The sequence below is a fragment of the Pseudomonas sp. MF6767 genome, from assembly GCF_016405475.1.
In the GTDB taxonomy this organism is placed as follows: domain Bacteria; phylum Pseudomonadota; class Gammaproteobacteria; order Pseudomonadales; family Pseudomonadaceae; genus Aquipseudomonas; species Aquipseudomonas paracarnis.
Genome location: NZ_JAEKCY010000001.1, coordinates 1 through 17449 on the forward strand (window position 1 = coordinate 1; position 17449 = coordinate 17449).

19 protein-coding genes are annotated in these 17449 nt (G+C 58.8%); 11 read left to right on the top strand and 8 right to left on the bottom strand.

From position 1 onward, the window contains the following. Positions 1 to 231 (top strand): hypothetical protein (locus tag JFT58_RS30115; RefSeq protein WP_219858565.1); only part of this gene is annotated, 231 nt, incomplete at its 5' end. A 30-nt stretch (positions 232 to 261) separates the two neighbouring features. Here JFT58_RS30115 and tyrS read toward each other — a convergent pair. Then, the gene (tyrS, locus tag JFT58_RS00005; protein WP_054896812.1) at positions 262 to 1467 is read right to left on the bottom strand and encodes a tyrosine--tRNA ligase; all 1206 of its coding nucleotides are present in this window, start codon (positions 1465 to 1467) and stop codon (positions 262 to 264) included. A gap of 209 nt (positions 1468 to 1676) precedes the next feature. On the opposite strand from tyrS, the gene JFT58_RS00010 reads away from it, so the two are divergent. Further along, positions 1677 to 3089, top strand: coding sequence for a peptidoglycan DD-metalloendopeptidase family protein (locus JFT58_RS00010; protein ID WP_054896811.1), 1413 nt, complete (start codon positions 1677 to 1679; stop codon positions 3087 to 3089). Between the two features lie 3 nt (positions 3090 to 3092). Further along, positions 3093 to 4184: an anhydro-N-acetylmuramic acid kinase gene (locus tag JFT58_RS00015; protein ID WP_054896810.1), complete on the top strand. Its 1092-nt coding sequence runs from the start codon at positions 3093 to 3095 to the stop codon at positions 4182 to 4184. Between the two features lie 64 nt (positions 4185 to 4248). Here the strand turns inward: JFT58_RS00015 and erpA are convergent, their stop codons facing one another. Together erpA and argC are read right to left on the bottom strand one after the other, a co-directional pair. Next, on the bottom strand, positions 4249 to 4599 hold the full coding sequence (erpA, locus tag JFT58_RS00020) for an iron-sulfur cluster insertion protein ErpA (protein ID WP_003176443.1): 351 nt from the start codon (positions 4597 to 4599) through the stop codon (positions 4249 to 4251). 165 nt (positions 4600 to 4764) lie between these two features. Beyond that, the gene (argC, locus tag JFT58_RS00025) at positions 4765 to 5799 is read right to left on the bottom strand and encodes an N-acetyl-gamma-glutamyl-phosphate reductase (protein ID WP_054896809.1); all 1035 of its coding nucleotides are present in this window, start codon (positions 5797 to 5799) and stop codon (positions 4765 to 4767) included. A 134-nt stretch (positions 5800 to 5933) separates the two neighbouring features. On the opposite strand from argC, the gene hemJ reads away from it, so the two are divergent. The 6 genes from hemJ (at position 5934) to coq7 (ending at position 10341) form a co-directional block, all read left to right on the top strand. Further along, a complete protein-coding gene (gene hemJ / locus JFT58_RS00030; protein ID WP_003194674.1) occupies positions 5934 to 6362 on the top strand; it encodes a protoporphyrinogen oxidase HemJ in 429 nt (142 codons plus the stop codon). Between the two features lie 24 nt (positions 6363 to 6386). Beyond that, complete coding sequence (locus tag JFT58_RS00035; protein WP_054896808.1) at positions 6387 to 7349, top strand: NAD(P)H-dependent flavin oxidoreductase; 963 nt, start codon at positions 6387 to 6389, stop codon at positions 7347 to 7349. A 68-nt stretch (positions 7350 to 7417) separates the two neighbouring features. Beyond that, positions 7418 to 8374 (top strand): DUF805 domain-containing protein, encoded by a 957-nt coding sequence (locus JFT58_RS00040; RefSeq protein WP_054896807.1) that lies wholly within the window; start codon positions 7418 to 7420, stop codon positions 8372 to 8374. 61 nt (positions 8375 to 8435) lie between these two features. After that, entirely contained in the window at positions 8436 to 9224 is a 789-nt protein-coding gene (locus JFT58_RS00045) for an SDR family NAD(P)-dependent oxidoreductase (protein ID WP_198834271.1), read from the top strand. A gap of 45 nt (positions 9225 to 9269) precedes the next feature. Further along, complete coding sequence (locus JFT58_RS00050; RefSeq protein WP_003194682.1) at positions 9270 to 9608, top strand: histidine triad nucleotide-binding protein; 339 nt, start codon at positions 9270 to 9272, stop codon at positions 9606 to 9608. Between the two features lie 85 nt (positions 9609 to 9693). Beyond that, positions 9694 to 10341: a 2-polyprenyl-3-methyl-6-methoxy-1,4-benzoquinone monooxygenase gene (gene coq7, locus JFT58_RS00055; RefSeq protein WP_034128808.1), complete on the top strand. Its 648-nt coding sequence runs from the start codon at positions 9694 to 9696 to the stop codon at positions 10339 to 10341. A gap of 46 nt (positions 10342 to 10387) precedes the next feature. Here coq7 and JFT58_RS00060 read toward each other — a convergent pair whose 3' ends face one another. Continuing rightward, the gene (locus tag JFT58_RS00060; RefSeq protein ID WP_198834272.1) at positions 10388 to 10810 is read right to left on the bottom strand and encodes an OsmC family protein; all 423 of its coding nucleotides are present in this window, start codon (positions 10808 to 10810) and stop codon (positions 10388 to 10390) included. Between the two features lie 246 nt (positions 10811 to 11056). On the opposite strand from JFT58_RS00060, the gene crp reads away from it, so the two are divergent. After that, positions 11057 to 11701 (top strand): cAMP-activated global transcriptional regulator CRP, encoded by a 645-nt coding sequence (gene crp, locus JFT58_RS00065; protein WP_054896815.1) that lies wholly within the window; start codon positions 11057 to 11059, stop codon positions 11699 to 11701. Here crp and JFT58_RS00070 read toward each other — a convergent pair. The 4 genes from JFT58_RS00070 to JFT58_RS00085 form a co-directional block, all read right to left on the bottom strand. After that, positions 11698 to 12393 (bottom strand): lipoate--protein ligase family protein, encoded by a 696-nt coding sequence (locus JFT58_RS00070; protein ID WP_054896806.1) that lies wholly within the window; start codon positions 12391 to 12393, stop codon positions 11698 to 11700. The two genes, crp and JFT58_RS00070, sit on opposite strands and share 4 nt — an antisense overlap. Positions 12394 to 12535: 142 nt before the next feature. Continuing rightward, on the bottom strand, positions 12536 to 13372 hold the full coding sequence (trpC, locus tag JFT58_RS00075) for an indole-3-glycerol phosphate synthase TrpC (protein WP_034128811.1): 837 nt from the start codon (positions 13370 to 13372) through the stop codon (positions 12536 to 12538). Then, positions 13369 to 14418, bottom strand: coding sequence for an anthranilate phosphoribosyltransferase (gene trpD / locus JFT58_RS00080; RefSeq protein WP_003194694.1), 1050 nt, complete (start codon positions 14416 to 14418; stop codon positions 13369 to 13371). The genes trpC and trpD overlap by 4 nt, the downstream gene beginning before the upstream one ends. Positions 14419 to 14427: 9 nt before the next feature. Beyond that, positions 14428 to 15021 (bottom strand): aminodeoxychorismate/anthranilate synthase component II, encoded by a 594-nt coding sequence (locus JFT58_RS00085; RefSeq protein WP_032895052.1) that lies wholly within the window; start codon positions 15019 to 15021, stop codon positions 14428 to 14430. Between the two features lie 411 nt (positions 15022 to 15432). Here JFT58_RS00085 and estP point away from each other — a divergent pair, with 411 nt between their 5' ends. Continuing rightward, positions 15433 to 17355, top strand: a complete 1923-nt coding sequence (gene estP / locus JFT58_RS00090; protein ID WP_054896804.1) for an esterase EstP — start codon at positions 15433 to 15435, stop codon at positions 17353 to 17355. Positions 17356 to 17449: the final 94 nt, after the last annotated feature.

A 17449-nucleotide genomic window follows, 5' to 3' on the forward strand; every position in this document is an offset into this window, starting at 1 on the left:
TTATTTTCAGAAGTTTTCGAAGATTTCTTCAACAACTTCAACCACTTGCGCTTGCGATCTCTCGTAAGCGGGAGGCGAATTCTACAGCGTTACACGCTGCTGTCAACACCTCTTTTTCAACTTCCTTCTGGCTTCGATGAACTGAAGCAATTTGCTGCCGAAAACTTCATAACTCATTGTTTACCAAAGAGTTTTCCGTTTCGACTGCGCCGGAAGTGGGGCGAATTATAGACAGTTATAATTCGCCGTCAACACCTATTTTCAGACTTGTTCGGATTTGAGCGTAATACGCGCAAATGCCTTCTTCCCCGCCTGGCAAACGTGAGTCGCGCCCAGCTCATATATAAAGGTGCGATCAACCACCTCACCATCTATACGTACACCGCCCGAACCCAAGAGATCACGCGCGACCGCCGAATTCTTCACTAAGCCAGCTTTATTAAGCACAGCCGCAATCGGCATCGCCTCAGCAGCAGTCAATTCAATTTCCGGCAGATCGTCAGGCAGCTCGCCGTCTTTCATGCGATTACCTGCCGCGCGGTGAGCGCTGGCCGCAGCCTCCTCACCATGGAAACGCGCAACGATTTCTTCAGCCAGCTTAATCTTCACATCGCGAGGATTAGCGCCCGCCTCGACATCCGCACGCAGCGCATTGATCTCGTCCATCGAGCGGAAGCTCAACAGCTCGAAGTAGCGCCACATCAGCGCATCCGGAATAGACACCAACTTGCCGTACATCACACCTGGTGCTTCCTGGATACCGACATAGTTCCCCAGAGACTTGGACATCTTCTTGACGCCATCCAAGCCTTCCAACAGCGGCATGGTCAGAATGCACTGAGCCTCCTGACCATAGGCGCGTTGCAATTCACGCCCCATCAGCAGGTTGAACTTCTGATCGGTGCCACCCAACTCAACGTCCGCGCGCAGCGCCACCGAGTCGTACCCTTGAACCAGCGGGTAAAGGAACTCATGGATGGCGATTGGCTGATTGGTCGAGTAGCGCTTGTCGAAGTCATCGCGCTCGAGCATGCGTGCCACGGTGTACTGGGACGTCAGACGAATGAAATCTGCCGGCCCCATTTTGTCCATCCAAGTGGAGTTGAACGCAACCTCAGTCTTGGCTGGATCAAGGATCTTGAATACCTGGGTCTTGTAGGTCTCGGCATTATCGAGCACCTGCTCACGAGTCAGCGGCGGGCGCGTAGCGCTCTTGCCGCTTGGATCACCGATCATCCCAGTGAAGTCACCTATAAGGAAGATGACCTGATGGCCCAACTCCTGAAACTGACGCAGCTTATTAATAAGCACGGTATGACCCAGGTGCAGATCCGGCGCAGTCGGATCAAAGCCAGCCTTGATACGCAGGGGTTGGCCACGCTTGAGCTTTTCGATCAGCTCGGCCTCGACCAACAGTTCTTCCGCACCACGTTTTATCAGCGCTAGCTGCTCTTCAACCGACTTCATAACAGACCCGCAAGGCTCAGATTCAAAAGGGAACCAACCATACAAGATCAGGGACTAATTACAAGTTTTGCCCTGCGCACGGACACCGTTCAGCAAGCCCAGCGTTCGCGAGCTTGCGCCACAGATGATTTGGTTATATTTTATACAGTTATTTCATCTTCATCATGTCATTCATCTTTTCCATTTCATCTTCAAAGTCAAAATTACTTATGACCACTGAACCGTCTAAAGCGCCGCCGCTTTACCCGAAGACCCACCTGCTCGCCGCAAGTGGTATCGCCGCCCTTCTCAGCCTGGCACTGCTGGTATTCCCTTCCAGTGACGTTGAAGCCAAACGAACATCCCTGAGCCTCGATCTGGAAAGCCCAGTTGAACAACTGACACAAGATCAAGACGCTTCCGACGCTCAACAAGCCACAAATGCTCCGGCCGAATCACCTTTCGCACAGATCGAAAGCACTCCAGAAGACACTCAACAAGCCACCCAGGAAGCACCTGCGGCAGCCGCAGCCAAGAATCCCCAGCACCGCGAAGTCATCGTGGGCAAAGGCGACACACTATCTACCCTGTTCGAAAAGGTTGGATTGCCTGCCGCTGCTGTAAATGAAGTGCTCGCCAGCGATAAGCAAGCCAAGCAATTCACTCAGCTCAAACGTGGCCAAAAGCTCGAGTTTGAGCTGACGCCAGACGGCCAGCTGAACAACCTGCACACCAGTATCAGCGACCTGGAAAGCATCAGCCTGAGCAAAGGCGCCAAAGGCTTCGCATTCAACCGAATCACCACCAAACCCGTCATGCGTTCCGCCTACGTACATGGCGTGATCAACAGCTCCCTGTCGCAATCGGCCGCGCGTGCGGGCCTGTCGCACAGCATGACCATGGACATGGCCAGCGTTTTTGGCTACGACATCGACTTCGCCCAGGACATCCGTCAAGGCGATGAGTTCGACGTGATCTACGAGCAGAAAGTAGCCAACGGAAAAGTCGTGGGCACTGGTAACATCCTGTCTGCACGCTTCACCAACCGCGGCAAAACCTACACCGCCGTGCGCTACACCAACAAACAAGGCAACAGCAGCTACTACACAGCTGATGGCAACAGCATGCGCAAGGCTTTCATTCGTACCCCCGTTGACTTTGCTCGTATTAGCTCGCGTTTCTCCATGGGCCGCAAGCATCCAATTCTGAACAAAATTCGCGCACACAAGGGCGTCGACTATGCCGCGCCGCGTGGCACGCCAATCAAAGCGGCGGGCGACGGCAAGGTCTTGTTGGCAGGGCGCCGGGGTGGCTACGGCAATACGGTGATCATCCAGCACGGCAACACTTACCGCACGCTGTACGGCCACATGCAAGGCTTTGCCAAGGGCGTCAAGACTGGCGGCAACGTGAAACAGGGGCAAGTGATCGGCTACATCGGCACTACCGGCCTCTCCACCGGCCCGCACTTGCACTACGAGTTCCAGGTCAACGGCGTACACGTCGACCCATTGGGCCAGAAGCTGCCGATGGCTGACCCGATTGCCAAGGCCGAACGCGCGCGCTTCATGCAGCAGAGCCAGCCGCTGATGGCACGCATGGATCAAGAGCGCTCCACCATGCTGGCTTCGGCGAAGCGTTAAGGTATGCCGCTCTATATCGGTGTGATGTCCGGGACCAGCCTCGACGGCCTGGATATCGCCCTTATCGAACAAGGCGCGGCGGTCAATCTGATCGCCACTCATTACATCCCGATGCCTGACGCCTTGCGCACAGAACTGCTGAGCCTATGCGCCAGCGGCCCGGATGAAATCGCCCGCTCGGCAATCGCCCAGCAACAATGGGTAACGCTCGCTGCACAAGGCATCCACGCCTTGATGGCTCAACAGAACCTCAAGCCTCAGGACATTCGGGCGATTGGCAGCCATGGCCAGACGATTCGCCATGAACCCGCCCGAGGCTTTACCGTTCAGATCGGCAACCCCGCCCTTCTCACCGAGCTGACAGACATCACGGTCGTCAGCGACTTCCGCAGCCGCGATGTCGCTGCCGGCGGCCAAGGCGCTCCATTGGTTCCAGCCTTTCATGAAGCCTTGTTCGGCGAGCAGACGGGCAATCGCGCGGTATTGAATGTCGGCGGGTTCAGCAACCTCAGCCTGATCGAGACGGGCGAGCCTGTCGCCGGTTTCGACTGCGGCCCGGGGAACGTCCTCCTCGATGCCTGGATTAACCTGCAGCGCGGCGAACACTTTGATCGGGACGGGCAATGGGCGGCCAGCGGCAAGGTCCAACCCCAACTGCTCAATACGTTGCTCAGCGATCCGTTCTTCATGACCAAAGGCCCAAAAAGTACGGGCCGCGAAGTGTTCAACCTGGCCTGGCTGCAGCAGCACCTTGGCCGTTTGCCCGCCTTTGAACCCCAAGACGTACAGGCCACCCTGCTGGAGCTGACCGCCCTGACCATCGTCGAGTCCCTGCAAAGCGCCCAGATTGACACAACAACCTTGCTGATCTGCGGGGGCGGCGCCCATAACGGGGCACTGATGAGCCGGCTGACAACGTTGCTGCCTTCCACTCATGTCAGCACTACAGCGGCCTACGGCGTAGATCCTGACTGGGTAGAAGCAATGGCCTTCGCCTGGCTGGCACATTGCTGCCTGGAAGGCATCGCCGCCAATCGCCCCAGCGTCACTGGCGCACGTGGGCTTCGAGTGCTTGGCGCGATCTACCCCGCCTGACCCCAGACAGCAAAACGCCGCTTGGCCCGTAAAAGCCAAGCGGCGTTTTTGTATCTGCTACCGATCAGATCGAGAACGAAGACCCGCAACCACATGTCGTGGTGGCATTAGGGTTCTTGATCACGAAACGCGAGCCTTCCAGACCTTCCTGATAATCCACCTCGGCACCTGCCAGGTATTGGAAGCTCATCGGATCCACGACCAGGCTCACACCCTCGCGCTCAACGATAGTGTCGTCATCGGCCACATCTTCATCGAAGGTAAAACCGTACTGAAACCCTGAACAACCGCCGCCCGTAACGAATACGCGCAGCTTCAAGCGATCATTACCCTCTTCATCGACCAGGCTCTTCACCTTGTGCGCAGCACCGTGGGTGAATTGCAAAGCCGTGGGGGTGAAGGATTCAACGCTCATGCTGATAATCTCCCGGCGTAGCGCCGCCATATGCGTAATGGCCGGTATTATCCGCTTCTCCTAGAAAAGCGGTCAACTATTGTTACGGTATATCAATCCGCCCAGCGACCATTAAAAATGCAAAAGGCCCGATCAACGGGCCTTTTGCGCAACGGTGAGCCCGCGTTAAGGCAACATCCCCGCGTGGGACAGGCCCAACTTCTCGTCCAGGCCGAACAGGATGTTCATGTTCTGCACCGCCTGGCCCGAAGCGCCCTTGACCAGGTTGTCGATCACCGACAACACCACCACCAGGTCGCCATCCTGCGGACGATGCACCGCAATACGGCACACATTGGCACCACGCACGCTGCGCGTTTCCGGATGGCTACCGGCCGGCATCACATCGACGAACGGCTCATTGGCATAACGCTTTTCAAACAGCGACTGCAGGTCTACCGAGCGATCGGTGACGGTCGCATACAGCGTGGAGTGAATCCCGCGGATCATCGGTGTCAGGTGCGGCACGAAGGTCAGCCCCACATCCTGGCCGGCAGCGCGACGCAAACCCTGGCGGATTTCCGGCAAGTGCCTATGACCTTTTACCGCATAGGCTTTCATGCTTTCCGACGTTTCGGAGTAAAGCGAACCTACCGCCGCACCACGGCCCGCACCACTGACGCCCGACTTGCAGTCCGCGATCAGGCGCGACGCATCCGCCAAGCCAGCCTCCAGCAATGGCAGAAAGCCCAATTGCGTCGCCGTCGGATAGCAACCCGGCACGGCAATCAGGCGCGCTTGCTTGATCTGCTCGCGATTGACTTCCGGCAGGCCGTAAACCGCCTCTTCCAACAGCTGCGGCGCACCATGGGGCTGGCCGTACCACTTGGCCCACTCATCGGCGTCTTGCAGGCGGAAGTCTGCCGACAAGTCGATAACCTTGGTACCGGCCGCCAGCAGCTCACCGGCCAGAGCATGGGCGACACCGTGAGGCGTGGCGAAGAACACCACGTCGCAGGCACCCAGGGTCTTGGTGTCCGGCACACTGAACGCCAGACCGTCATAGTGGCCTCGCAGGTTCGGGTACATATCGGCCACGGCCAGCCCGGCTTCGGATCGGGAAGTGATGACCACCACCTCAACCTGCGGATGCTGAGCCAACAGACGCAGCAATTCGACACCGGTGTAACCCGTGCCGCCGACGATACCGACCTTGACCATAAACCTGCCCTCAACGAACCCACTGGAAAGCCGTCGATAATAGGGGCCGTATCGTCCTGCGACAACCGTCAACGTGACGTACGGGCGCATGAGCCACTACTATCTTCGCTACCGTGAACCTGGGAATAACTAAAATGCTCTATCTATGGGTCAAAGCCTTCCATATCGTCAGCATCGTTTGCTGGTTTGCCGGGCTGTTCTACCTGCCGCGCCTGTTCGTCTACCACGCCCAAAGCGAAGACACCGTCAGCAAGGAGCGCTTCAGCATCATGGAGCGCAAGTTGTACCGTGGCATCATGGGCCCGGCGATGGTTGCCACACTGGTCTTCGGCATCTGGATGCTGGCCCTCAACCCCGGCATTTTCCAGTCGGGGGCCTGGATCCACGCCAAGCTGACCCTGGTCGTCCTGCTGATTGGCTATCACCACATGTGCGGCGCACAGGTAAAGCGCTTCGCCCGTGGCGAAAACACCCGCAGCCATGTCTTTTATCGCTGGTTCAATGAGGTCCCGGTTCTGATATTGCTGGCTATCGTAATTTTGGTCGTGGTCAAACCGTTCTAACGTCAATTACTCGGGGAACCTCCAATGTCGCTGCCCGCTCTGCTGGAACAACGTCTGCGCCTGCCCGTGGTGGCCGCGCCGATGTTTCTGATCTCAAATCCGCAACTGGTCCTGGCCTGCTGTCGCAACGGGGTAGTGGGAAGTTTCCCGGCGCTCAACCAACGCGAAAGCAGCGGCTTCAAGGCCTGGCTGGAAGAAATCGAAGCGGGCTTGGCGCTGCTGGACAATCCTGCGCCCTATGCCGTGAACCTGATCGTGCACAACAGCAACCCGCGGCTGGAGGCTGACCTGGCGATCTGCGTCGAGCACAAGGTGCCCATCGTCATCACCAGCCTCGGTGCGGTAAAGGAACTGGTGGACGCGGTTCATAGCTACGGCGGCCTGGTATTTCATGACGTTACTACCCGACGCCATGCGGAAAAAGCCGCTGAAGCCGGCGTAGACGGCCTGATTGCCGTAGCCGCTGGCGCGGGTGGCCACGCTGGCACCTGGAGCCCCTTTTCGCTGATTGCCGAAATTCGCCAGTTCTTCGACAAAACCCTGCTGCTGGCGGGCTGCCTTAACCATGGGCACGAAATTCTTGCCGCCCAGATGCTGGGGGCAGACCTGGCATATTTCGGTACGCGCTTTATCGGCACCACCGAAAGTCAGGCACCGGATGCCTATAAGGAGATGCTGCTCACATCCCGCGCTGCCGACATCGTGCACACTCCTGCAGTCTCCGGCGTACCTGCAAGCTTTATGCGCCAGAGCCTGGAAAATGCCGGTTTTGACCTTGCTGCGCTTCAAGGCAAGGGTGAAGTCAATTTCGGTTCCAAGCTCAAGCCATTGAGCGATGAGGCCAAAGCGTGGAAAACTGTATGGTCTGCTGGACAAGGCGTCGGTGAGATCAATGATGTACCCACTGTGGATAAGCTCATAACGCGCCTGGATGCCGAATACCGCAAAGCACGCGAGCACGCCGCGCAACTGCGCTGGCCACGCTGACCCACTGCAGGGCCTGCCAACTGGACAGGCCTGCATACTCTTCCTGATTAAGTGACAAGGATGCCCGCATGAGCGACAGCCGTTTCAAGATTGTGTTTGACGGAGCCTTGCGCCCAGGTGTCGAAAGCACCACCGCCAAGCTGAACCTCGCCGAACTATTCAAAAGCGATGTTGAAGCAATCGAAAAACTCTTCACCGGCCGCCCCGTCGCGCTCAAGCGCGACTTGTCCCAGCCCGACGCGCAAACTTACCTCACGGCACTGCACAATGCCGGGATCGACGCTCGCATCGAGGCCGAACAACCCGTGGCGTTCAACCTTGCAGAAACCCACGAGACGGACTCGTCAACCTCTGACCGCGCCGCTGCGTCGCCTTATGCACCGCCACGCGCCGCAGTTGGCGACGACCTGCCGGAGTTCGCCACCCTAAAGGTGTTCACCATCCACGGGCGCATCGGGCGCCTGCGCTACCTGGCTTGGACGCTGGCACTGACCGTCGCGATGCTGGTGGCAGCGGGCATCATCAGTACGGTGGGCTTCGCGGTGGCGACAGCCTCGCCAACCATCGCCATCATTATTGGCTCGCTGCTGGGTTTCGCGCTGTTTGTGGCATTGGTAGTGGTGAGCGTGCAAATCGGCGTGCAGCGCCTGCATGACCTGGGCTGGTCTGGCTGGCTGTACCTGCTCAACCTGGTTCCGCTGGTAAACAGCGTATTCCCACTGTTGTTGCTGGTATTGCCAGGCAATACGGGCGCCAACCAGTACGGCGCGCCACCACCACGCAACTCCACTGCGGTGAAAATCCTGGCCTCGCTGTGGCTGGCGTTCATTCCCTTGATGCTCATCATCGTCGTCACCCTGGGCATGAATGGCTACCTGGACCAGCTTGAAGCCAACATGGACAGCAGCTACGAAAGCAGCTCCATTACCTCCGACGCAGACGCCGATCAAAGCGCTATCGTTGACGAAGCCGAAGCGCAAAGTGCTGACGATGCAGCCGAACCTGTAGACTCTCCAGAACAGTGAAGAAACGCCCGCCGCCTGTGACGCACTGTCATAGGCCGGTGGCGTTGCGATGGAGAAAGGCATGACCCGTTACGCTCTGATCACCGGCGCCTCCAGTGGCATCGGCCTGGCATTGGCCGAGGCCTTGGCACGGCGCGGCCGTAGCTTGATTCTGGTGGCCCGCCAGCGTGATCAGTTGGAAAGCATTGCATTGGAGTTGACCCAACGCTTCGGCGTCGAGGTGCTGTTTCGTGCCTGTGATTTGGGCGAGCCGCTGCGTTTGTCCGGCTTTTTGCTGGATCTCGAAGAGGGTGAGCGACAGATCGACCTGCTGGTCAACTGCGCCGGCATCGGCACCAGCGGGCCGTTCCTGGCCCAGGACTGGATGACCGAGCAGGACCTCATCGAGGTCAACATCCTGGCCTTGACCCGCATGTGCCACGCACTGGGCAATGCCATGGCCCTGCATGGCGGCGGGCAAATCCTCAATGTGGCTTCGGTCGCCGCCTTCCAGCCTGGGCCGTGGATGAGCAGCTACTACGCCAGCAAAGCCTACGTATTGCACTTCTCCGAAGGGCTGCGTGAAGAATTGAAGACCTGCGGCATCAAGGTTTCAGTGCTGTGCCCCGGCCCCACGCGCACCGCATTCTTCGGCACCGCGCAGATGGATACGGCGAAACTCGACCGCAGCCAGCAGCTGATGAGCCCGGAAGAAGTCGCGCTCTACACCGTGCGGGCGCTGGAAAAGAACAAGGCCATTATCATTCCCGGGCGCCGCAATCGATGGCTGACGTTCAGCCCACGCCTGAGCCCACGCTGGCTCACTCGCAAAATTGCCGGCGCCATCAACAAGGCCTATTGCCCACGCTGATGGCCTACGTACACTCACCTCACTTTTCACGATGGAGATACAGCTGTGGATACTCTGTTCACCAAGATCATCAACAGGGAAATACCGGCGAAGATCATCTATGAAGATGACCAAGTCCTGGCTTTTCACGATATCGCCCCGCAGGCACCAGTGCATTTCCTGGTTATCCCGAAAAAACCCATTCGTACCCTCAACGACCTGACCGAGGACGATAAGGCGCTGGCCGGCCATATCCTGTTCACCGCCCAACGCCTGGCCGTGGAACAAGGCTGCGAAAAAGGCTTTCGTGTGGTGATGAATTGCAATGAAGACGGCGGGCAAACCGTTTACCACATCCATATGCACGTGCTGGGTCAGCGCCAGATGAACTGGCCACCGGGCTGAGTGCACAAGGGCAAATTGACTCAGCACAAACGCTGGACGCTCTCTTGCGGTAAACTGGCCGCCGAGATTCTTCCCGGAGGTCAGCATGACTACCCAACGTCACTACTCGCCGATTGACCGTCTGTTGCTGCAAGCCGACATGGCCATGCGCACCCTGCTGCCGTTCAGCGGCCAGCCCTACCGTCCCTCGCCCGCCATCGTGCAGCCGGATGTACAGCTGAGCGACACCGATACCCGTCACGTCGCTGGCCTGATGCGCATCAACCATACCGGCGAAGTCTGTGCCCAGGCGTTGTACCAAGGCCAGGCGCTGACCGCCAAGTTGCCACAGGTACGCACGGCGATGGAGCATGCGGCCGAGGAAGAGATCGACCATCTGGCCTGGTGCGAACAACGCATCCGCCAGTTGGGCAGCCATCCCAGCGTGCTCAACCCACTGTTTTATGGCTTGTCGTTTGGTATCGGCGCGGCTGCCGGGCTGATCAGCGACAAAGTCAGCCTGGGGTTTGTGGCCGCGACAGAACATCAGGTGTGCAAGCACCTGGACGAACACCTGGAGCAACTGCCGGCCGAAGACGAAAAGTCACGGGCCATTCTTGAGCAGATGCGCATCGATGAAGAACACCACGCAGAGAGCGCGCTGGACGCGGGCGGCTTCCGCTTTCCAGCCCCGGTACGGTTCGGCATGAGCCTGTTGGCCAAGGTCATGACCAAAAGCACCTATCGAATCTGAACCGAAAAAAGGGCGCTCGAAGCGCCCTTTCTTTTGCCTGCTGCAATCAACCCAGCTCGATGATTTCGTAGTCGTGGGTAATGACCACGCCCGCGGCCCCCAGCATGATCGATGCTGAGCAGTACTTCTCGGCCGACAGCTCGATGGCACGCTTGACCTGGGCTTCTTTCAGCGCCCGGCCCTTGACCACGAAATGCATATGAATCTTGGTGAAAACCTTGGGGCCTTCAGTGGCGCGCTCGGCCTCCAGGAAGGCTTCGCAGCTTTCCACGGCTTGCCGGGACTTCTTCAAGATGCTGACCACGTCGAAATTGCTGCAACCGCCCACCCCCAGCAGCAACATTTCCATGGGGCGTACACCCAGGTTCCGACCGCCGGCTTCCGGCGGGCCATCCATGACCACCACATGGCCGCTGCCCGACTCACCGAGGAACATGGCTTCGCCCGCCCATTGGATGCGTGCCTTCATCGCCCAGACTCCACTGCTAAAAAAGGGTCGCCAGCTTAGCACAGGGCCTTGAAACAGCAGCGCCCTGCATAAAATCGATAAATGACAGCGTTTGCCCGCTAAATTGGCTAATCGCGACAGAAGGTGTCTGGTAAGCTGGCGCCAAATGAATGGCGCATTGCCATGACTTGTACAGCGTATATCAATGAGATGCCGCTGGATAAAAACAACGCCAACGACACCGCGCAGTCTTTTCGGGATACAACCATGGTTGCTCTTACTCCCACACCCAAGATCAAGAACCTCGACAAGCTGTTGCTGCATTGCCAGCGCCGACGTCATCCGGCCAAGCACAACATCATCTGCGCCGGCGAGCGCTCAGAAACCCTGTTCTTCATCATCAAGGGCTCAGTCACCATTCTGATCGAGGATGAGGATGGCCGTGAGATGATCATTGCCTACCTCAACGCCGGAGACTTCTTCGGGGAGCTGGGTTTGTTTGAACAAGCAGGCAAAGAGCAGGAACGTAGTGCTTGGGTACGGGCCAAAGTTGAGTGCGAAGTGGCCGAAATCAGCTATGCGAAATTTCGCGAATTGGCCCAGCATGATCCGGACATCTTGTACGCCCTGAGCGGCCAGATCGCCCAGCGCCTGCGTGACACCACCCGCAAAGTCGGCGACCTGGCGTTCTTTGATGTCACCGGCCGCGTCGCTCGCTGCCTGCTGGAGCTATGCAAGCAACCCGATGCCATGACCCATCCCGACGGCATGCAGATCAAAGTCACGCGCCAGGAGATCGGACGTATTGTCGGGTGTTCGCGGGAAATGGTCGGCCGCGTGCTCAAGGATTTGGAAGAACGCAACCTGGTGCATGTCAAAGGCAAGACAATGGTGGTATTTGGTACCCGTTAAACCGGCAGGAAGCCAGTCAGCATCTGCCGGTACAACGTGTCGAGCCGACTGATCGCGTCCGGCGCGGGAAACGCTTCGTGCAGTGCGATATGGCTATCGGCGCGAACCCGCTGCTCCAAGCCGCAGGCTTGATTGAAGCGGTTGACCGCCGCAATCAATTCCTCCCGATCATTCTCCAGCAACATCGCCCCGTGCACCAACCCGACCGGGCGGCCACCGCTTTGTCGCCAACGCTGGGCAGTGCCCACCATTTTGCGGCCATTGAGGTTGACGTTGTAACGACCGTCGCAAAAAGCACCGTCAATTTCGCCGACGGACGCATCGCCACCCAACTCGATCAACAGATCACAGATCGGTTGGCACAAGCGCTGATAGCCGGTTTCGATGCGCCCCTGGTCGCCTTCGCTACGCGGTGGGGCATAGACCAGGGCGATGTTGACCGTGGCGCCGGACTGCGGCACCGGCTCACCGCCGGTTTCACGCAGCAATACCGGCCAACCCGCATCGGCCGAAACCTGGCTCGCCACCGCGAATGCCGGCAGCCGGCTCAAACGGCGCGGCATGACCAGTGCTTGGTCACTGGGCTGCCAGAACAGCAATCCGAATGCCTGCTCACCCGCGCAAACGGCTGCCAATAGGTCTTGCTCGGCGGCAAGGCCAGCTTCGACAGTCATGATCACGGGCTGGAGCATCGAACACCTACCTACCTGAATAAACACAAAACCAATGTGGGTGCTGGCTTGCCTGCGATAGCGGTGTGTCAGCTACACAGAGGTTGGCTGACCCGCCGCTATCCAGACAAGCCAGCTCCTACAGTTCCGAGCGTATTTCAAATCAGTCTAGTGTCGAACCGCTGATCGTCGTACCGCGCTCCGGGAAGAACAAACGCTGCAGTTCCGCCCCCGGGTTCTCGGCGCGCATAAAGGTCTCGCCCACCAGGAACGAGTACACACCACTGATTTCCATCAATTCCACATCGGCGCGATTGACGATGCCACTCTCGGTAATCACCAAGCGATCGCGCGGAATACGCGGCAGCAGGTCGAGGGTAGTTTCCAGGCTGACGTCGAAGGTATGCAGGTTACGGTTGTTGACGCCTACCAGCGGAGTATCGAGGGTCTTCAATGCGCGCTCCAGCTCGTCGCCGTCATGCACTTCGACCAGCACGTCCAGACCGACGCTCTTGGCCACGGCCGCCAGCTCGGCCATCTTCACGTCATCCAATGCCGAGACAATCAGCAACACGCAGTCGGCACCCAAGGCACGAGCTTCGACGATTTGGTACGGGTCGACCATGAAATCCTTGCGGATCACCGGCAGCTTGCACGCAGCGCGCGCCTGTTGCAGGAACGGGTCGGAACCCTGGAAGTAGTCAATATCCGTCAGCACAGACAAGCAGGTTGCCCCACCCTTCTCGTAACTGACGGCGATCTCAGCGGGTACGAAGTGTTCGCGAATCACGCCTTTGCTCGGCGAGGCTTTCTTGACCTCGGCGATCACGGCCGGCTGCTTGAGCTTGGCCTGGGCGATCAAGGCATTGGCAAAGCCGCGTGGTGCCTCGGCGCTTTTCGCCTGCGCTTCCAACTCGGCCAGGCTCACCCGGGCACGGCGCTCGGCCACTTCTTCAGCCTTACGGGCCAGGATCTTTTCCAGAACAGTTGGCACACTCATCCTTCATTCTCCATCTTGAATACGGCGGTGAATGCTCCCAGCTCTTCGAGCTTCTCACGAGCCAGGCCGGTGTGCAGCGCATCGTGGGCCAAGGCGACACCTTCCTTGAGACTATAGGCATGGTCAGCGGCGTAAAGGGCTGCGCCAGCATTGAGCACAATCATCTCCGCAGCTTTCTGACCGTTTTCGGTCTTGCGACGCCCCAGGGCATCACGAATCAATTCCAACGAAGCTGCCGGGCTTTCCACCGCCAGGCCGTGCAAGCTCTGGCTTTTCATACCCAGGTCTTCGGGCTCGACCCAATATTCGGTGACCTCGTCGTTCTTCAGCTCCGCCACGAAGGTCGGCGCCGCCAGGCTGAACTCGTCGAGGCCATCCTTGGAATGCACCACCAGCACATGCTTGCTGCCCAGGCGTTGCAAGACTTCGGCCAGCGGCCGGCACAGCGCCTGGCTGAACACGCCTACCACCTGGTGCTTCACACCGGCCGGATTCGTAAGCGGGCCGAGCATGTTGAACAGGGTACGCAAGCCAAGGTCCTTACGCGGGCCGGCAGCGTGTTTCATTGCGCCATGATGGGACTGGGCAAACATGAAGCCGATACCAACGCTGTCAATGCAGCGCGCTACTTGCACCGGCGTGAGGTTCAGGTAAATACCGGCCGCTTCCAGCAAGTCGGCACTGCCGCTCTTGCCAGACACTGCACGGTTACCGTGCTTGGCGACGGTGCAACCAGCGGCGGCCACCACAAAAGATGAGGCGGTCGACACGTTGAAAATATTCGCACCGTCACCGCCGGTGCCCACCACATCGACGACGCCGTCGAGAGTCTTGAGCTCGACCTTGTCCGCCAGCTCACGCATCACCGACACCGCACCGACTATTTCGTCGATGCTTTCGCTCTTCATGCGCATCGCCATCATAAAGGCGCCGATCTGGGCATCGGTGCATTGGCCGGTCATGATCTCGCGCATCACATCGCTCATTTCCGCGGTGCTAAGGTCCAGATGGCCGACGATACGGCTCAGGGCAGTCTTGATATCCATGAAAAGTCCTTAGCGCGTGCCGCCGCTCTGCTTGAGAAAGTTGGCGAACAGCTCGTAGCCCTGCTCGGTCAGGATTGATTCAGGGTGAAATTGCACCCCTTCGATGTTCAGCGTCTTGTGACGCAAGCCCATGATCTCGTCGACCGAGCCGTCTTCCAATTGGGTCCAGGCGGTCAGTTCCAGGCATTCGGGCAAGGTTTCACGCTTGACCACCAGTGAGTGGTAACGGGTCACGGTCACCGGCAGGTTCAGGCCGTGGAACACGCCCAGGTCACGATGGAACACCGGGCTGGTCTTGCCGTGCATGACCTCCCGCGCGCGCACCACATCACCGCCAAACGCCTGGCCGATGGACTGGTGGCCCAGGCAGACGCCCAGGATCGGCAGCTTGCCGGCGAAATACTGGATAGCTTCCAGAGAGATGCCCGCCTCGGTCGGCGTGCACGGGCCAGGTGAGACGACGATGCGCTCGGGGTTCAACGCGGCGATTTCGGCAACAGTGAGTTCATCGTTGCGCACCACCTTGACCTCGGCACCCAGCTCGCCCAGGTATTGCACAACGTTGTAGGTAAAGGAGTCGTAGTTATCAATCATCAGCAACATGTGGGTTCAAACCTCTTGAATTCACTGATTTCAAATGACCGCCTTCCAAGAGTGTGACCCGCTGCCAGACACACGTTCCGGTTGCCAGGGTGAGTTGGCAAGGGGCGTCAGGCAACGGGTGAAGAAGGCAAATCGGTACAGGTCCGGCCAGGCCGGCAGAGAAAAATGTCAGGCGCGCCAACGCCAACGGGCGTGTGCCTTGACTACTCGCATCAAGAGTTTGCTGATGATCAACACGGGGAGGGTCTCATTCATACGTTCAGGCACAGTAACGTAGGCTCGCCAGCGGTGCAATATGGAGCCGCAAATACGGGGGCCAACGTAGGCAGATTCCACATCTCCCTACAGAAAATGCTAGAAATTTTGCTAGTGTTTCACTTCCAACATAAAAACAACCGAATGGAATCTTGCATGCTCAGACCAGCGTTTTTCACGCCCCTTGCCGGCTGCCTCCTGTCATTGGCCTGCGCCCAGGCGTTCGCAGCCCCGTCACCTTATTCAACCATGGTGGTTTTCGGCGACAGCCTGGCTGATGCAGGCCAGTTTCCCGACGGTTCGGCCGGTGCCACGTTGCGCTTTACCAATCGAACCGGGGCGAACTTCCAGGGTGAGTACGGCCTGGTCTCCTCAACCCTATTGGGTGCCAAATTGGGGGTAGCCCCCAATGACCTGAATGCCTCCACCTCCCCCGTTCGCGCAGCCCAAGGTTTGCCAGACGGGAACAACTGGGCAGTGGGTGGTTACCGTACAGACAATATCCTCGACTCTATTACCTCAGTCTCCGATGCTGCGATTCCCCCCGGCAATGCCGGTGGTGGCACCGTGTTGCGCAGCCGGCAGGGCTATTTGCCGGCCAATGGTGGGAGAGCTGACCCGAACGCGCTCTACTTCCTTTCCGGTGGGGGCAACGACTTCCTCCAAGGCCGGGTACTCAGCCCCGCTCAAGCGGTCGCCGCAGGTGGGCGTCTGGCGGACAGCGCCCAGGCCCTGCAACAAGCCGGCGCACGCTACATCATGGTCTGGATGCTACCCGACCTGGGGCTGACGCCGGCCATCAACGGCACCCCACAGCAAGCATCGACCTCGGCCCTGAGCAATATTTTCAACCAGTCCCTGGTACAGCGCCTGTCACAAGTGGATGCGCAGGTTATTCCGCTGAACATCCCGCTGTTGTTGAACGAGGCTTTCGCCGATCCGGCCCGCTTCGGCCTCGCCACCGGCCAGAACCTGACCGGCACCTGCTTCAGCGGCAACAGTTGCACCGCCAACCCAACCTACGGCATCGGCGGTACCAATCCGGACCCGACCAAGCTGATCTACAACGACTCGGTCCACCCGACTGTGGCCGGGCAACGCTTGATTGCCGACTACGCCTATTCGCTACTCGCCGCGCCGTGGGAACTGACCTTGCTGCCGGAAATGGCCCAAGGCACATTGCGCGCCCACCAGGACGAGGTGCGTAACCAATGGCAAGCAGACAACGGCAGTTGGCAAGCCGTCGGCCAATGGCGCGCCATAGTGGCCGGCGGCGGCCAACGCCTGGATTTCGATGATCAGAGCAGCTCGGCCAGTGGCGACGGCAGCGGCTACAACCTGAATATCGGTGGCAGCTACCGGCTCGATGAAAACTGGCGCGTGGGCGTTGCCGCTGGCCTGTATCGGCAGACCCTCGAAGCCGGTGCCAATGATTCGGACTACAAGCTCAACAGCTATATGGGCACGGCTTTCGCTCAGTATCAGCAAAATCACTGGTGGGCCGATGCCGCATTGACCGGCGGCAAGCTGGACTTCGACAGCCTCAAGCGCAAGTTCGCCCTGGGTGTCAGTGAAGGCTCGGAGAAAGGTGATACCGATGGCTGGCTCTGGGCACTGAGCGGCCGCGTGGGGTATGACATCGCCACACCGGGCAGCGACTGGCACCTGTCGCCGTTCATCAGCGCCGATTACGCGCGGGTTGAAGTCAATGGTTACTCGGAGAAAAACAGCCGCTCCACCGCCCTGACCTTTGATGATCAACAACGCGACTCCAAGCGCCTGGGCGTCGGCCTGCAAGGCAGCTACCGCATCGCGCCGCAAACCCAGGTTTTTGGCGAAGTTGCACACGAGCATGAGTTTGAAAATGACACCCAGAAGGTGAACATTTCGCTCAACAGCGTCCAGGGAATCGACTTCAAGCTGGACGGCTATACGCCTCGCAGTAACTCTGACCGCTTGAGCCTGGGTGTCAGCCACAAGCTGACTCAGGACCTGGCACTGCGCGCGGCGTATAACCTGAGGAAGGATGACAATTTGACCCAGCAAGGCATCAATGTCGGGGTCAGTCTGGATTTCTAAATACTGCGCAAAACAAATGTGGGAGCTGGCTTGCCTGCGATGGCGGTGGATCAGTCACTGAATATCTCAAGTGACACACCGCCATCGCGGGCAA

Coding starts and splice junctions, on each gene's coding strand:
- tyrS (WP_054896812.1), bottom strand. CDS start 1,467: ATGAAGTCGGTTGAAGAGCAGCTAGCGCTGATAAAACGTGGTGCGGAA.
- JFT58_RS00010 (WP_054896811.1), top strand. CDS start 1,677: ATGACCACTGAACCGTCTAAAGCGCCGCCGCTTTACCCGAAGACCCAC.
- JFT58_RS00015 (WP_054896810.1), top strand. CDS start 3,093: ATGCCGCTCTATATCGGTGTGATGTCCGGGACCAGCCTCGACGGCCTG.
- erpA (WP_003176443.1), bottom strand. CDS start 4,599: ATGAGCGTTGAATCCTTCACCCCCACGGCTTTGCAATTCACCCACGGT.
- argC (WP_054896809.1), bottom strand. CDS start 5,799: ATGGTCAAGGTCGGTATCGTCGGCGGCACGGGTTACACCGGTGTCGAA.
- hemJ (WP_003194674.1), top strand. CDS start 5,934: ATGCTCTATCTATGGGTCAAAGCCTTCCATATCGTCAGCATCGTTTGC.
- JFT58_RS00035 (WP_054896808.1), top strand. CDS start 6,387: ATGTCGCTGCCCGCTCTGCTGGAACAACGTCTGCGCCTGCCCGTGGTG.
- JFT58_RS00040 (WP_054896807.1), top strand. CDS start 7,418: ATGAGCGACAGCCGTTTCAAGATTGTGTTTGACGGAGCCTTGCGCCCA.
- JFT58_RS00045 (WP_198834271.1), top strand. CDS start 8,436: ATGACCCGTTACGCTCTGATCACCGGCGCCTCCAGTGGCATCGGCCTG.
- coq7 (WP_034128808.1), top strand. CDS start 9,694: ATGACTACCCAACGTCACTACTCGCCGATTGACCGTCTGTTGCTGCAA.
- JFT58_RS00060 (WP_198834272.1), bottom strand. CDS start 10,810: ATGAAGGCACGCATCCAATGGGCGGGCGAAGCCATGTTCCTCGGTGAG.
- crp (WP_054896815.1), top strand. CDS start 11,057: ATGGTTGCTCTTACTCCCACACCCAAGATCAAGAACCTCGACAAGCTG.
- JFT58_RS00070 (WP_054896806.1), bottom strand. CDS start 12,393: ATGCTCCAGCCCGTGATCATGACTGTCGAAGCTGGCCTTGCCGCCGAG.
- trpC (WP_034128811.1), bottom strand. CDS start 13,372: ATGAGTGTGCCAACTGTTCTGGAAAAGATCCTGGCCCGTAAGGCTGAA.
- trpD (WP_003194694.1), bottom strand. CDS start 14,418: ATGGATATCAAGACTGCCCTGAGCCGTATCGTCGGCCATCTGGACCTT.
- JFT58_RS00085 (WP_032895052.1), bottom strand. CDS start 15,021: ATGTTGCTGATGATTGATAACTACGACTCCTTTACCTACAACGTTGTG.
- estP (WP_054896804.1), top strand. CDS start 15,433: ATGCTCAGACCAGCGTTTTTCACGCCCCTTGCCGGCTGCCTCCTGTCA.